General features: G+C 60.6%; 10 protein-coding genes and 1 pseudogene. 2 read left to right on the top strand and 9 right to left on the bottom strand.

Translation table 11 applies throughout. The features are described from left to right. From C491_RS14950 to C491_RS14930, 5 genes and pseudogenes are all read right to left on the bottom strand, one after another. A pseudogene (locus tag C491_RS14950) lies at positions 1 to 404 on the bottom strand (electron transfer flavoprotein subunit alpha/FixB family protein); the annotation flags it as partial. Then, complete coding sequence (locus tag C491_RS14945; RefSeq protein WP_005557742.1) at positions 401 to 1,192, bottom strand: electron transfer flavoprotein subunit beta/FixA family protein; 792 nt, start codon at positions 1,190 to 1,192, stop codon at positions 401 to 403. The pseudogene C491_RS14950 and the gene C491_RS14945, both read right to left, overlap by 4 nt. Before the next feature lie 152 nt (positions 1,193 to 1,344). Beyond that, positions 1,345 to 3,795, bottom strand: coding sequence for a (Fe-S)-binding protein (locus tag C491_RS14940; RefSeq protein WP_005557740.1), 2,451 nt, complete (start codon positions 3,793 to 3,795; stop codon positions 1,345 to 1,347). 281 nt (positions 3,796 to 4,076) lie between these two features. Next, entirely contained in the window at positions 4,077 to 4,895 is an 819-nt protein-coding gene (locus C491_RS14935; RefSeq protein ID WP_005557739.1) for an enoyl-CoA hydratase/isomerase family protein, read from the bottom strand. Next, positions 4,892 to 5,782 (bottom strand): 3-hydroxyacyl-CoA dehydrogenase family protein, encoded by an 891-nt coding sequence (locus C491_RS14930; RefSeq protein ID WP_005557738.1) that lies wholly within the window; start codon positions 5,780 to 5,782, stop codon positions 4,892 to 4,894. The genes C491_RS14935 and C491_RS14930 overlap by 4 nt, the downstream gene beginning before the upstream one ends. A 169-nt stretch (positions 5,783 to 5,951) precedes the next feature. Between C491_RS14930 and C491_RS14925 the strand changes: the two genes are divergently transcribed. Continuing rightward, complete coding sequence (locus C491_RS14925; RefSeq protein WP_049892054.1) at positions 5,952 to 7,094, top strand: thiolase family protein; 1,143 nt, start codon at positions 5,952 to 5,954, stop codon at positions 7,092 to 7,094. A gap of 42 nt (positions 7,095 to 7,136) precedes the next feature. Here the strand turns inward: C491_RS14925 and C491_RS14920 are convergent, their stop codons facing one another. The 4 genes from C491_RS14920 to C491_RS14905 all read right to left on the bottom strand — a co-directional run bounded on the left by C491_RS14920 (position 7,137) and on the right by C491_RS14905 (position 13,204). Continuing rightward, a complete protein-coding gene (locus tag C491_RS14920; RefSeq protein WP_005557736.1) occupies positions 7,137 to 8,276 on the bottom strand; it encodes an acyl-CoA dehydrogenase family protein in 1,140 nt (379 codons plus the stop codon). Positions 8,277 to 8,433: 157 nt separating this feature from the next. After that, complete coding sequence (locus C491_RS14915; protein ID WP_049892052.1) at positions 8,434 to 9,990, bottom strand: AMP-binding protein; 1,557 nt, start codon at positions 9,988 to 9,990, stop codon at positions 8,434 to 8,436. Positions 9,991 to 10,063: 73 nt separating this feature from the next. Beyond that, positions 10,064 to 12,154 carry a TRAP transporter permease gene (locus C491_RS14910; RefSeq protein ID WP_049892050.1) on the bottom strand — a complete coding sequence of 697 codons (2,091 nt, stop codon included), beginning with the start codon at positions 12,152 to 12,154 and terminating at the stop codon, positions 10,064 to 10,066. Between the two features lie 6 nt (positions 12,155 to 12,160). After that, a complete protein-coding gene (locus C491_RS14905; RefSeq protein WP_049892092.1) occupies positions 12,161 to 13,204 on the bottom strand; it encodes a TAXI family TRAP transporter solute-binding subunit in 1,044 nt (347 codons plus the stop codon). Positions 13,205 to 13,516: 312 nt separating this feature from the next. Here C491_RS14905 and C491_RS14900 point away from each other — a divergent pair, with 312 nt between their 5' ends. Then, a complete protein-coding gene (locus C491_RS14900) occupies positions 13,517 to 14,680 on the top strand; it encodes an acyl-CoA dehydrogenase family protein (protein ID WP_005557731.1) in 1,164 nt (387 codons plus the stop codon). The last annotated feature ends 96 nt before the right edge of the window (positions 14,681 to 14,776 follow it).

The following is a 14,776-nucleotide window of genomic DNA, read 5'->3' as shown; positions in this document are numbered from 1 at the left end:
TACATCTCGCGGGTCGCGGTCAGCGTCTCGCCGTCGGTCTCGAGGCCGACGGTGTCGGTGACGATCGGCAGGTCCAGGGCGTTCGCGACGGCGGGTGCGTAGTCGAGACCGTTGACGCTGTTTGGCGCGACGACGTACTGGGGCGCAAGCTCGTCGTAGAGCTGGGCGAGGACCTGTACGTAGACGTCGTGGTTGAACTCCTCGCCGTACTCAACGGTGTGGACGACGTCGACGCCCTCCCGGTTGAGCTTCTCGGCGAACTCGCCGACGGGACCGCTGATGACGGCGACGTGGAGGTCNCCGCCGGTTTCGTCCGCCAGCTGGCGACCCGCGGTGATCGTCTCGTAGCTGACATCGCGCAGTTCGCCACGGCGGTGGTCTGCGACCGCAAGAATATCCGTCATGGTGCCACTCCCTTCTCGCGGAGCAGTTCACCGAGCTCCGCGGCGGTCTCCTCGGGGCTTCCTTCCCAGACCGTCGCGTCGGTTTCGCTTTCCGGTTCGTACATATCCGTGACCGTCACGGCCCCCTCGACTGCACCCTCGTCGACGCCGAGGTCGCCGAGCGTGTGGACGTCGAGTTCCTTGCGCTGGGCCTGGCGGATGCCTCGCAGGCTGGCGTAGCGGGGTTCGTTAATCCCCGTCTGGATCGTCAGCGCCGCGGGCAGTTCGATCTCGGTGAGTTCTTCGACGCCGCCCTCGAGTTCGCGCCGGACCGACGCAGTGCCGTCCTCGAGGCCATGCTCGAGGTGGTTGACGACGGCGCCCCACTCGAAACCGAGCTTCTCAGCCAGGGAGACGCCGGTGGCGCCCCAGTTATCGTCGCTGGACTGGACACCTGTTAGGACGAGGTCGGGCTCCTCGGCCTCGACGACCGATCGCAGGATCGCGGTCTTGGCGCCGACGTCGAGCAGGTTGACGCCCTCGAGGGCGTCGTCCCAGATGCGGATCGCGCGATCGGCACCCTTCGCGAGTGCCTGGCGGATCGTCTGTTCGCAGTCCTCGGGGCCGATCGTCACCGTGACGACCTCGTCGGCGATGCCTGCTTCTTGGAGCTGGACGGCCTCCTCGACGGCGTAGTCGTCCCACTCGTTGAGATCGGCGCCGAGGTACTGGTCGGCGATCGTCGTGCCTTCGATCTCGAACTCGTCTTCGACAGTCGAGACTTCTTTTACCGTGACTAGAATCTTCATCTCGTTCGCTAGACTGTGGAGATGGTAATGAATAAATGTAGGTGCTTCGGCACGCGTCGTCCCAGTTGAGCGGGTCTAACCAGCAACTTCAGCGAAATGTATGCACAGTGTCGGTGCTCGAGTACCGTCTGGATCGATTAACTAATTTACTGTTAGTCGGCCGCTGCGGGCTCGAGACCCGCTTTTTCCCGCGCGCCGATCGCCTCGACGAGCAGTTCGGCGACGTCGACGATCTCGATGTCGTCCTCGAAGCCGCCGGTCTTGCGGCCGTCCTCGTACATCGTCATACACATCGGACAGGCGACGACGAACTTCTCGATGCCCGAGGCGGCGTCGGTGTCCTCAAGGGCCTCCCGAAGCCGCTCCTCGCTGGGCTTTGGCTCCTCGTTGAACTCCATCCAGAGCCCGCCACCGCCGCCGCCACAGCAAAAGGAATTGGCGCGGTTGCGGGGCATCTCCTCGAGTTCGCAGCCCGTCGCTTCGATGATCTCGCGGGGAGCCTCGTACTCGTCGTTGTACCGCCCCAGGTGACACGGATCGTGGTAGGTGACGGTGTAGTCGAGTTCCGTACCCGATAGCTCGAGTCGGCCCTCGTCGACGAGTTCCTCGACGGCCTGGGTCCAATGGAGGACGTCGACCTCGCCGTCGGCGTTCCACTGCTGTTCGTAGTCGAAGGGCATCATCGGGTCGTCGGCGAACTCCTCGAAGTCGACCTCGGGGTACTCGTTTTTNTCGTAGTCGAAGGGCATCATCGGGTCGTCGGCGAACTCCTCGAAGTCGACCTCGGGGTACTCGTTTTTGAACGTGTTGTAGGAGTGGGGGTCCGTACAGACAATTTTGTCGAACTCGCAGTCCTCCCAGGTTTCGACGTGGTGGCCGGCGAGTTCGACGTAGAGGAACTCCTCGCCGACGCGGCGGATGTCGTTGCCGTCGTACTTCTCGTCGTCGAAGAGGATGCCGAAGCTGACGTCGGCCTCCTGGAGGATGGCCGCCAGCGAGCGGGCGACCTGCTTGTTGCGGTCGTCGTAGCTCGGGTAGTCGCCGACGTACCAGAGGTAGTCGACCTCCTCCTCTCGTGCATCGGTAACGTCGAACTCGAGGTCGTCGGCCCAGTCGGCTCGAGAACGCGGGCTGTCGCCGAAGGTGTTGCCGTTCTGCATGACGTTCTGGAAGACGTCCTGCATTCCGGGGTCGACGTCGCCCTGGTCGGTCATCTGGCGGTTGAGCCGGGTAAACGACTGAAGGTGTTCGATCTCGACTGGGCAGGCGTCCATGCAGGCCATACAGGCCATACAGGACTCCATCGTCTCGGTGTCGATCACCGAGGTGCCGCCGTCGGCGATGATCGGTTGCTCCTCGCCGCCCTCGGCGCGGTGTTCGCGNCAGGACTCCATCGTCTCGGTGTCGATCACCGAGGTGCCGCCGTCGGCGATGATCGGTTGCTCCTCGCCGCCCTCGGCGCGGTGTTCGCGGTACTTCTTGAGGTCGAGGATGACGTTCCGGGGGTCGAGCGGTCGGTCGGAGGCCTTGGCGGGGCAGACGGCAGAACACCGACCACACTTGGTACAGGCGTCCTGGTCGAGCATCTCCTTCCAGGTGAAGTCCTCGATGGATTCGGCGTTCGTGGCGTCCAGATCAGCAGGGACGTTGGGCAGTCGCTTGCCGGCCTTCTCGTCGCGGGTGACGACGTTGGCAAAGGATGAAAGCATGTGGAACGGCTTGGCGTAGGGGATCCACGCNGGCAGTCGCTTGCCGGCCTTCTCGTCGCGGGTGACGACGTTGGCAAAGGATGAAAGCATGTGGAACGGCTTGGCGTAGGGGATCCACGCGATGAAGAAGAAGGCGATCAGCGAGTGTGACCACCAGGCCAGCCAGTGGAAGGTCTCGGCGTTGAAGCCGAGGACGCCGAGTGCGGTGTAGTTCGGATCCGTGGCGGTCCCCTCGACGACGGGGAGGCCGATCGTCTGGAACAGCAGGGCGAGCCCCCAGCCGACGAAGCTGACGATCTCGTGGTCGGGCATCCCCGTCGCGTAGATGCGCAGTCCCTCGAGCAGGAAGCCGCCGACGCCCAGCGCGAACAGCGTCCAGATGAAGATGTCGTCCTCGCTGCTTGTGTGGCGATCCCAGAGGCGTTCGTTGCGCACCCAGTAGCGCCGGTACATCGCCATCCCGATCCCGACGACGAACAGCAGCCCCATCGCGTCGACCATGAACTGGTAGGCGAGGTAGAAGTCGCCGACCCAGAACGAGCCCTGGAACGGCTCCCAAAAGTAGCCATCGACGAACAGGATCGTCGTCGCGATCAGCAGAGTCAGAAACCCCCACATGATGAAGGCGTGCATCAGCCCGCCGTAGAGATCCCTGTCGAACTGCTTCTCGTTCGAGAGCACGATCTTTGTACTCGAGACGATCCGGCTTGCGAGATCGTCGAGCCGGGCGAACGGGTCGTCGTCGCCGGCCGTGTACCGCGTAAACCGACTGTACACCCCGTAGAGGAAGACGAGAATCGTGACCGTCGCCAGGAGATAGAACAGCGCGTACTCCGTGCTGCTGAGTCCCCAGTACGTCTCCCTCGTCACCTCCGTCTGCGCGAGGACGTTCATNGTACTCCGTGCTGCTGAGTCCCCAGTACGTCTCCCTCGTCACCTCCGTCTGCGCGAGGACGTTCATGTTCAATTAGGCGGGGAGCCGTGACTTAATTCTTGTTCAGTACGGGGTTCTCGGTGCCCGATGTCTCTCCATGGAGCTCTTCTTCCTCGAACCGGCTCAACATTCGTCCGTAGAACCAACGAGAGAACGACGAATGAACCCGCAGGCGAACGCTACCCCAAACCCCGACTGTTACTGAGTATCGATAAGCCGCGGCGGCGGGATCGGACGAGGCTTACTTTCCCTTGAACTCCGGCTCGCGTCCCCCGAGGAACGCTTCAATCCCCTCGTCTTTGTCCTCGGTTGCAAAGAGCTGGACGAACAGTTCGGACTCATACTTGAGCCCCTCCTCGAGGCCCATCCGGGAGCCGGCCTTAACAGCCTTCTTGCCGAACTCGAGGGCGATCGGGCTCTTCTCGGCCATCGAGCGGGCAAGATCGTAGACGGCGTCGTCGAGGTCGTCCTCGGCCGCGACCACGTCGACCAGTCCGATCTCGCGCGCTTCCTCGGCGTCGATCAGTTCGCCCGAGAGGACCAGTCGCATCGCTTGTCCCTCGCCGACGAGGCGGGCGAGGCGCTGGGTGCCGCCGCCGCCGGGAATGAGTCCGAGGTTGATTTCGGGCTGGCCGAGCTTCGCGCCCGCCGCGGCGATCCGAACGTCGCAGGCCTGGGCGAGTTCGCAGCCGCCGCCGAGCGCGTGGCCGTTGACCCTGGCGATAACTGGAATCGCGGCGTCGTCGACGGTCTCGTAGACGCGCGGTCGACTGCTGGCCTCGCGCTGCTCAACGAGCCCTCGGTCCCGGAACTCCGTGACGTCCGCGCCGGCGACGAACGCGCCCGATCCCTCGCCGCCGGTGAGTACGAGCACGCGAACGTCGTCGTCCGCCTCCGCGGCGGCGACCGCGTCCTTCAACTCAGTGCGGACCTGGCCGTTGAGCGCGTTGCGGGCGTCGGGTCGCTCGATGGCGACCGTCGCGACCCGATCGGCGCGCTCGCCGACCTCAACGGAGAGCAGTTCGTACTCGTCCTCGAGGGCGTCGTCGGTGTCGTTCATCGCTCGTCACCTCCCCGGTCGCCGCTCGTACCGACGCGTTCGCCGTCCTCCCAGATGTAGAACCCCTCACCGGACTTTTTGCCGAGCTTGCCCGCCCGAACCTTCCGGCGCAGCACCTGCGGCGGCTTAAACCGCTCGCCGAGCTCCTCGCGGAGGTGTTCGGCGATGTGCAGCCGGACGTCGAGTCCGACGTGGTCGCCGAGCTCGATCGGTCCCATCGGGTAGCCGTAGCCGAGCTTCATCGCCTCGTCGATGTCGGCGGGGCTGGCGACGCCCTCTTCAACCATTCGGATCGCCTCGAGCCCCGTCACCAGCCCAAGTCGCGAGGTGGCGAAGCCGGCACTGTCGCGGATGACGACGTCCTCCTTGCCGATCTCGCGAACGTAGTCGACGGCGAACTCCTCGGTGCGCGCGTCGGTCTGTTCGGCGATCACGATCTCGACCAGATCCATCAGGTGCGGCGGGTTGAAGAAATGCAGGCCGATAACTCGTTCGGGCGACTCGAGCGTACTCGCCATCTCTGTAACGGAGAGTGAGGAGGTATTCGAGCCGATCACCGTCTCGCTGTCTGTGTTGCTCTCCACTTCTGAGAGCACGTCCTTCTTCAAACCCATGTCCTCTGGGACGGCCTCGATGACGAGTTCGGCGTTGTCGACCGCAGCGGTGAGGTCGGTCATACCTTCGATGCGCTCGAGCGTTGCTTCCATCTCGTCTTCACTGACTTTGCCTCGGTCGACACCACCACGGAGATTCTGTCGGATTCCTTCGAGCCCGTCCGCGACGAGTTCCTCTTCGATATCTCGGAGGACAACATCGTAGCCCGCCATTGCGGACACCTGTGCAATTCCGTGACCCATACTGCCGGCTCCGAGTACCGTGACTTGCATGGTCGAAACCCACAAGCGAGCCGATCAAAAGCGTTCCTGTTCCCACACCCTGCGTGCTGGAGGTGACCAGTACGGTCGGCGGACCGGGACGAGGCAAGATATCGGGCGACGTGACGCCTGCCGAGAACGGAGCGACTTTACCCTTTCTCCCGAAACACCGTGACGACCGATGAGCGATATTCAGCCAGTAGTTGTCCAAGCCGTTCGAACGCCACAAGGAAAACACGACGGCGCCTTCGCTGAAACCGGCAGCGCAGAACTTTCCGTACCGCTAGTCGACACGATGCTCGAACGCACCGGCTTGACGAGTGATGATGTAGATGACGTTCGATGGGGCTGTGCGATGCAGGTTGACGAACAGAGCAATAATATCGCCCGCGTGATCGCACTCTGCTCCGAACTCGGCGAGGACGTACCTGGGACTACCATCGACCGACTTTGTGCCTCCTCTGCCGAGGCGATCATGAGCGCCAGCGACTCCATCCGTGCAGGGCAGCGGACGGTCGTCGTCGCGGGTGGCGTCGAGAACATGAGCCGAACCGAACGCCGGAAAGGAATTGGGTCCTACGATGCTATTGCGGAGCAGTACGACGCCGCGGACCTCCAGATGGGCCAGACGGCCGAGACGGTTGCTCGGCGGTACGACATCAGCCGAGAGGAACAGGACGCCTACGGTGCACGCAGCCAGCAGCGCGCCTGTGAAGCCAACGATGAGGGCCGCTTTGACGACGAAATCGTCCCCATCGAAACCGACGAGAAGGTCGTCCACGAAGACGAGGGTCTCCGTCCTGGCACGACCCAGGAGAAGATTTCGGGGCTGCCACCGGCTTTTGAGGAAGATGGAACTGTCACCGCTGCCAACGCCTCCCAGATTTCCGACGGGGCGGCGGCCGTCATGCTCACGAGTAAGGCATTCGCCGAAGAACGAGGACTCGGGATCATGGCTGAAGTCGGCGACCACGAAGTTGCCGGCGTTGACCCCGAGGTGATGGGGATCGGACCCGTTCCAGCCGTACAAGGTATTTGGAACCGAAACGGCCGCTCTGCAGATGACTACGACCTCGTCGAACTCAACGAGGCCTTCGCTAGTCAGACGCTGTACTGTCAGGAGGAACTCGGCTTCGACGACGAGGTGTTCAACGTCAACGGCGGTGCAATCGCGCTGGGTCATCCGCTCGGTGCGTCGGGCGCTCGTCTCCCCGTCACGTTGATCCACGAGCTTCAGAGACGTGGTGGTGGCCTCGGCCTATCGACGATGTGCGTCGGTTACGGTCAGGGTGCTGCTATCGAGTTCCGCGTTCCCGAACCCTGAGCGAGGGAAACGAAAGCTACCGAAAAGGAACGGAGCCGCTGCCTACAGCAGTTGATCTGCGATAATATTCTTCTGGATTTCTGAGGTGCCCTCGTAAATCTTCGTGATACGGGCGTCACGGTAGTAGCGCTCGGCCGGGTAATCCGTGACGTAGCCCGAGCCGCCGTGCACCTGAATTCCCTCATCCGCGACCTCGACTGCAATTTCGCTGGCGAAGAGTTTTGCCATACTCGAGAACTGTGCGGCGACATCCTGATTGTTCTGCTCGACTTCGGTCGCGGCACGGTAGGTCAGCGAGCGGGCCGCTTCAACGCGGGTCGCCATCTCGGCAAGTTTGTGTTCGATAGCCTGGAACTCCTTGATCTTCTGGCCAAACTGCTCGCGCTCACCAGCGTAGTCGATTGCGGCATCGAGTGCACCCTGTGCGGCACCGACTGCCTGGGCGGCGACACTTGTACGGCCGGAGGCGAAGAACTCCATAAGCTGATAGAACCCCTTGTCGACCTCACCGATAACGTTGTCCTCAGAGACGCGAACGTCGTCTACGACGACCTCCGCAAGGTCTGAGGCACGGATCCCAAGCTTGTTTTCGATCTTTTCCGTCGAGATGCCGTCTGTGTCCATCTCAACGAGAAAAGCGGTAATACCACGATGGCCTTCGTCTGGACTAGTCTTGGCCATCAAGACGCCGACGTCGGCAACCGTCCCGTTGGTGATCCACATCTTGTTGCCGTTCAGGACGTAGCCGTCATCGTCCTTCTCAGCGATCGTTTCGATGCCCGCGACGTTCGAACCGTGTGCGGGCTCGGAGATCATCGAACAAGAGGCAGTCTCGCCGTTGGCGATCTTCGGTAGCCACTCCTCTTTCATCCACTCGTCACCGAACTCCATGATCATGTTCGTTCCGAAGCCGGCGGAGCCGACGGCAGAACCGATGCCGGGATCGGCGCGCCACAGTTCTTCAGTAACGACCGTCGAGGAGATCTTATCCATTCCGGCACCGTCGTATTCCAGAGGAATCCCCGGCGCAACGAAATCATATTTCGCCGCCTCCTTGCGGATTTCCTCGGGGTACGTGCCTTCTCGGTCGTACTCTTCTGCCACCGGCTTTATTTCGTTCTCGCCGAACTCGCGAACGGCATCACGGATAGCTCGGTGCTCGTCGGACAGGGCGAATGCCATACTCGTATAACGTTACCCGGTTACAAAACAACTTCGGTTTCAACAAACAACGGAAGAAAAATCCACTATTTTGTTAGAATTGTAAACAAGGGCGTCGCTGTTCGATCGGTGTGAGGGCTCAGTGGTCGAGGACGGGTTAGCTCCGTTCGGTTCGTGCTTACTCCTGAATTTTGAACTTCTGGACCTTACCGGTCGTCGTTCGTGGGAGTTCCGCCACGAACTCTACCTCGCGTGGGTGTTTGTACTCCGCCATGCTCCGGAGACAGTACTGCTTGATTTCCTCGGGTGATGTTTCAGCGTCGGACGTCGGGACCACGAGCGCCTTGACAGTCTCACCCCGCCGCTCGTCGGGGACGCCGACAACGGCGGCGTCGGCGACAGCCTCGTGTTCGAACAGGAGTTCCTCGACTTCGCGCGGGTAGACGTTGTAGCCACCTGTGACGATCATGTGCTTCTCGCGGTCGACGACGAAGAAGAAATCGTCCTCGTCCCAGTAGCAGATATCGCCCGTGTGGAACCAGCGGGTTCCTTCCGCCTCAGTGAAGACTTCCTCGTTGGCCTCCGGCAAGCCGTAGTACCCCTTCATCACGTTCGGGCCGGCTACGACGAGTTCTCCGGTGATTTCGTGGAGCGCCGCTTCCTCTTCATCGACGGGTCCCTCCTCGACGCGGGGCACCTCTTCAAACTCCTCGTCGACGACCTTCGCCCGTACACCCTCCAGCGGTCGACCGATACTGCCCTTTCGACGGGCATCGGACGTATTGGCGTGAGTGACAGGGCTGGTCTCGGTCAGCCCGTACCCCTCGTTGAGTTGGATATCATACAATGATTCGAACCGTTCGAGCACCTCGATCGGGAGGCTCGCACCGCCGGAATTGACGAACCGCAGCGCCTCAAACTCGTACTCGGCGGCGTCCGGCTGGTTGATCATGTCGTTGAACATCGCTGGCACACCGAACATGATGGTGATTTCGTCATTCTCGAGTTGATCCATTACTGTAGGGGCATCCCAGGAGGAAACCGGGTAGTAGGTGCCACCGCTATACATCGCGCCGTTCATGACGACGGACATACCGTAGATATGAAACAGAGGAAGGGTGCCGATAAGCCGATCCGCGGCTTGAAAGCCACCCGGTGGAACGTCCGCGTTCGCCCGCGTCGTCCACGCGATATTATGGTGTGTCAATAGGACTCCTTTCGGCGTTCCAGTAGTTCCCGACGTGTAGGGTTGGACGGCGATATCATCGTCGGCGCGCTCAACGATGTCGAGTGTCTCGTCGGCGAGAAAGACCTCGAAGTCGACAGGCTTCTCCGATCCAGCGCCATCGCCGACCGAGATAACATGCTCGACGTCGGTGTCGTCGATGACGTCAACGACCTCGGACACCTTCTCGGGAAGCGAGACAACCGCTTTCGCCTCACTGTCGCCGAGTAGGTGGCTGATCTCGCGGGCTTTGTATTGAGGGTTCATCGGGACGACGATGGCACCGGCCCGTAGCGTACCATAAAAGGCAGTCACAAACTGGGGAAGGTTCGGTAGGTAGATCCCGACACGGTCTCCTTTACCAATCCCACGGTCGTTGAGCGCTTTCGCGAATCGTCCGGCACGCTCCCAGAACGTCTCGTAGCTCACCTCCCGGCCATCAAACGCGATAGCTGGTGCGTCCGAATTTGAGTCGACAGTATCGGCGACTGCTGTCACGAGATTCGTCATATGTATGAGTCCTGTGAACACTACAAAAACGTTGCCACTCCGAACCGTGTTGAAAAGAGGTTTGCTCGGCCGCTCACTCGGCCGCCGACGGCTCGGCTCCTCGCCGAGCCTCGGCGTTGTAGCCGACGACCAGGTTTGCGTAGCCCAGCCCAGCGGCGACGAGCCCGGCACCGGTGAGTTGAATGCCGACGTGGCCGAGCGAACCGAACATCGCAGCGAACGAGGCGGCGACGTAGCTGGCCCTTATCGGGTAGCTGAGGTCGTGTGCGCCGTCAAAGCCGACGGTAGCCACGACGAGCCCGATTGTTCCAAGAAGGACGAGAGGGAACGCGACGATCGTCTCCGTCGACCAGTAAATGAGGCTGTTGTTCGCGACGAAGGCGAACGGAACGACGAATCCGGGTGCACCGATCCGGAGCGCTTGCAGACACGCCTTCATGAAGCTTGTTCCGGCGATACGCGAGCCGATGGCTACCGAGATGGCGACCGGTGGTGTAATTGCCGACAGCATCGCAAAGTAGAAAACGAACATGTGGGTCGTCAGCTCGGGAACCCCCATCTGAATGACACCGGGGGCGACGAGGACGACGACGAGGATGTACGCCGCTGGCGTCGGCATCCCCAGACCGAACAAGATGCTGGTGATCATCGCCAGTACCAGAACGACAATGAGCAATCCACCGCCCAATCCGATGATTGCCGTGGCAATTCCCTGGGTCAAACCTGTCCCTTCGAGTAGTTCGACGATCAGGCCCATTGCAGCGAGCACACCTACCAGCGGCGCCATCTCGAGGCCGCCGCGGGAGACACCGTCAAGTGTCTGTCTCCCTGTGGACTGTGCGGTGTCGACTCCGATGCCAGCGTCGTAGAAGTTCTTGACGATCATCACACCGAAGATCGTAAGGATCGTGTACAGCCCCGCGGACAGCGGCGTATATCGGAGATATATTAAGGTGTATAGCAAGACGAACAGTGGGATTGCGAAGTGGAGTCCGGTGAGTAGGAGCCGCCAGTCGAACGACGACAGTTCGCGGGACGTCCACCCAAATTTGAGGACAGCAAAGTGGACCGCAACGCAGACTGAGAGGTAAAACAACGCGGCCGGGATCACGCCAGCTTGGATGACTTGGACATAGCTGACACCAAGGAGATCTGCCATCAGAAATGCGGCGACCCCCATCACCGGAGGAAGCATTTGCCCACCGGCTGAGGCAACTGCCTCGATCGAGGCCGCGAAGTCGTCGCGAATACCCTGCTCTTGTAGCATGGGGATCGTGAAACTACCTGTTGTGGCCGTGTTCGCGGCGGCGCTACCGGTAATCGATCCCATGATCATACTGGAAATGACCGCAACCTGGACGACACCAGTACGAAGGCTTGAGCCGAGTTCGCGACCAATATCGAGGACGAACTCCATCAGCCCAAACGCTTTCGCGATGCCGGCAAACATAATGAATATCGCGACCCAGGTTGAGCCGATCCCCATTAGCGTCGAATCATAGACACCGTTGATACTGATCGCGCCGTCGCGGGCAATTTCGGTCCAGGTCATCCCTGTGTGGCGGAAAACTCCGGGAACATCGACAACAGGCACTGCGTTCGATGCGAGGAAAATGAGCCCAATTACCAGCCAGTGAGCGTACAGCACCGAGCCAATGGCGACAGCTGCGATCACCCAGCCGAACGCGCGTCGTGTAGCGTCGATGGCCAGAACGATGAGGACGGTTCCGACCAGAATGTCGACGCTGGTGTAGCCAGCGAGGTGAGCGTCCTCAAACAACCGATTGAAATTGATGTGAACGTATGCAGTTGAGACGAGGGACGCGATCGCCAACCCGATGATAATCGCGGGGTTGATCCGCGCGTATGCGGTCCTGAGTCGACCGCGCAATCCCTGCGATCCGATATCGTCGGCCGCTGTTTTGTCTGCAACTTGGTATGCTGTTCGTGCCCGGTCGACGTAGTACGTCGCCAGTCCAAGCCCGAGGAAAACGTTTACGTACATCTCCGACTGGCGGTAGATACCGACCCGCGGCAGACCAAATGCGAGCACCGTCGCGTAGCCGATCGTCAACAGCGTCAGCAGTACTCCGAACGCGTAGACGGTGCCGTTCAGCATCCGAGGGGCGTTGTCATGTTCGTCGGACCGACTGGTGGCAGCCATCGTTAGCTACTCGCCATCCGCTCGTTCGAACTCGTCTGACCAGACACCGATCTCCTCGTAGAAGTCGGCGGCAGCGGCGTGGAACGGGACCTCGTCGTACATGTTTTCAACCCAGAACTCGTCGTCCTCAAGCCGGTCGAGCAGCGCGCTATACTCCTGAAGCGCCTCGCGATTATCGTACATCGTTTCGAGGAACGAGTAGACAGCGTCGTAATCGAGGTCGTCCCGACAGACGAAGTTGTAGGCAAACGTTGGGCAGTGAATTTCGTCGGGTACCGAAGCAGCACCTTCGAGTTCGGAACCGTCAAACGATTCGATGAGGAGCTGATCGTCTCCCTCCCACTCTTCGAGCATCTCGTCGTCAACGCCGAGGACGTGCAGATCAACTGTCCCCATCATCTCCTGAATCCAGCCCGGGATAATCTGGAAATTCATGTAGGTACCAACGCCAACATCGAGCTGGCCCTCATTCATCGCGTTACCCTGCTCCCCGAAGTCGTAGCTGACACGATCGTATTCCGCAACCTGTTCTAGCGCGTGTTCAAGGGCAGGCGCGGTTCCTGAACCCTCCGGTGTCGGCGAGATTGTCGTCCCTTCCTCGATGTCCGAGAGGGTCTCGAGGTTCTCATCAGGGGTACAGAAGAACCACGGCAGGTCATAAAAGTGAAACACCTGGGCCATCTCGAAGGTGAGGTCGCCAAACGGCTCGACACCCTCGGCGACTTCCCTGGCGGACCAGTTCTGGATATACACCATCTCGGCGCTCTCGTCGTCGAGCGCACCGATATTTGCCTCCGTCCCCGAACTCGTCTGGGCCTCAACGTACACGGCATCGGTGTTATCGTTAACAACACTTGCAATACCCTCATTGGCGCCGTAAGCCGCCGTTTCAGACCCTGAGGTTCGCATTCTGATGTCGTGCTGTTCATCATCCTCAAGACTCCCTTGAATATCGTCGAGACAGCCGGCAGTCGCTGCAGCCGCCCCGATTCCAACCCCAGCAAGCAACGAACGACGAGTCTGGCGGCTGTAATGTTCTCCGATCGGCATGGTAAGGTAATCCATAGTGATAATATATAATAGTTCCGTTTGGTGTTGGCACTGGTGTCGCAGCGAAACACTCGTGTCGGTTTTTGTGCCGCGAGAAATCGGTCTGTGCTCGAATCTCTTAATTCAGTGTTGATAAGCTGGGCACCGAGCTGGGAGCTATCACGCCGTTTCACATAGTGAATTTCGACCGTCGGAATTGCTCGATCAATTGCCGGAAATCGATGGAATTTCCGCAGGGAAGAACACTGAGTATGGTCGTCTGCGGTGGTAGGAGACCACAACGCCTATTGTTCCCTTACCATACTAGATGGTATGCTGGATTTCGTGCAGCTCGAAGCAGACCTCGATCAAGAAGAGCGAATGATCCGGGATACCGCCCGGGAGTTCGTCGAGGAACACGTCAAACCCGATATTGGCGACCATTTCGAAGCCGGGACATTCCCGGAGGACCTCATTACCGAGATGGGAGAACTTGGATTTTACGCGCCGAACCTCGAGGGGTACGGCTCTCCCAACGTTTCCGAAACCGCCTATGGCCTGCTAATGCAGGAACTTGAAGCGGGCGACTCGGGACTTCGGTCGATGGCCTCGGTCCAGGGCGCACTCGTGATGTATCCGATTCATGCGTACGGGAGTGAAGAACAGAAAGAGGAATGGCTCCCGGCGATGGGGCGAGGCGAAGCAATTGGCTGCTTCGGACTCACGGAACCCGAGCACGGGTCGAACCCTTCCGGAATGACGACATACGCTGAACGCAACGATGACGGTTACGTGCTGAACGGCGCCAAGACGTGGATCACGAACTCACCGATCGCCGACGTCGCCGTTGTCTGGGCGCGCGATCGCTCTGCCGAGGATGATCCTGTTCGGGGGTTCCTCGTCGAGACCGATCGGGACGGCGTCTCGACGAACAAGATCACCGAGAAGCTCTCGCTGCGGGCGTCGATTACGGGCGAAATTGGACTCAATGATGTGCGCGTGCCTGAGGAGAACGTCTTGCCGGGAGTGTCGGGCATGAAGGGCCCACTGTCGTGTCTCACGCAGGCTCGCTACGGAATCGCCTGGGGTGCTGTCGGTGCGGCACGGGATTGCTTCGAGGAGGCCCGCCAGTACGCGCTGGATCGCGAACAATTCGGTGGCCCGATCGGTCGGTTCCAGCTTCAACAACAGAAACTTGCCGAGATGGCGACTCAGATCACCCTTGCGCAGCTGCTTGCCTACCGGCTCGCGGAGCTCAAAGAGCGCGGCGAGATGCAGCCACAGCACGTTTCGATGTCCAAGCGCAACAACGTCAGGATGGCACGAGAACAGTCCAAGGTCGCCCGCGAGATGCTCGGCGGAAACGGGATCACGACCGACTACTCTCCGATGCGCCACATGGCGAACATGGAGACGGTGTACACCTACGAGGGTACCCACGACATTCACACGCTCGTCCTCGGTGAGGAGCTTACCGGTCTCCAGGCTTACCAGTAGGATCGTCACCCGAAGCATTACTGAATCGCCACCGGTTTTCGTCGTCTGCTATTCGGCTAGTGACGTTCCCGCCAGCAACGGGACTCACCGTCAGGA

Origin of the sequence: Natronococcus amylolyticus DSM 10524, from assembly GCF_000337675.1 — an archaeon.
Taxonomy (GTDB): Archaea; Halobacteriota; Halobacteria; order Halobacteriales; family Natrialbaceae; genus Natronococcus; species Natronococcus amylolyticus.
This window is presented reverse-complemented; position numbering and strand designations above follow the sequence as displayed.

Bases quoted from the DNA above. Each gene is read 5' to 3' on its own strand.
- C491_RS14945 (WP_005557742.1), bottom strand. From the start codon at position 1,192: ATGAAGATTCTAGTCACGGTAAAAGAAGTCTCGACTGTCGAAGACGAG.
- C491_RS14935 (WP_005557739.1), bottom strand. From the start codon at position 4,895: ATGAACGACACCGACGACGCCCTCGAGGACGAGTACGAACTGCTCTCC.
- C491_RS14930 (WP_005557738.1), bottom strand. From the start codon at position 5,782: ATGCAAGTCACGGTACTCGGAGCCGGCAGTATGGGTCACGGAATTGCA.
- C491_RS14925 (WP_049892054.1), top strand. From the start codon at position 5,952: ATGAGCGATATTCAGCCAGTAGTTGTCCAAGCCGTTCGAACGCCACAA.
- C491_RS14920 (WP_005557736.1), bottom strand. From the start codon at position 8,276: ATGGCATTCGCCCTGTCCGACGAGCACCGAGCTATCCGTGATGCCGTT.
- C491_RS14915 (WP_049892052.1), bottom strand. From the start codon at position 9,990: ATGACGAATCTCGTGACAGCAGTCGCCGATACTGTCGACTCAAATTCG.
- C491_RS14910 (WP_049892050.1), bottom strand. From the start codon at position 12,154: ATGGCTGCCACCAGTCGGTCCGACGAACATGACAACGCCCCTCGGATG.
- C491_RS14905 (WP_049892092.1), bottom strand. From the start codon at position 13,204: ATGCCGATCGGAGAACATTACAGCCGCCAGACTCGTCGTTCGTTGCTT.
- C491_RS14900 (WP_005557731.1), top strand. From the start codon at position 13,517: ATGCTGGATTTCGTGCAGCTCGAAGCAGACCTCGATCAAGAAGAGCGA.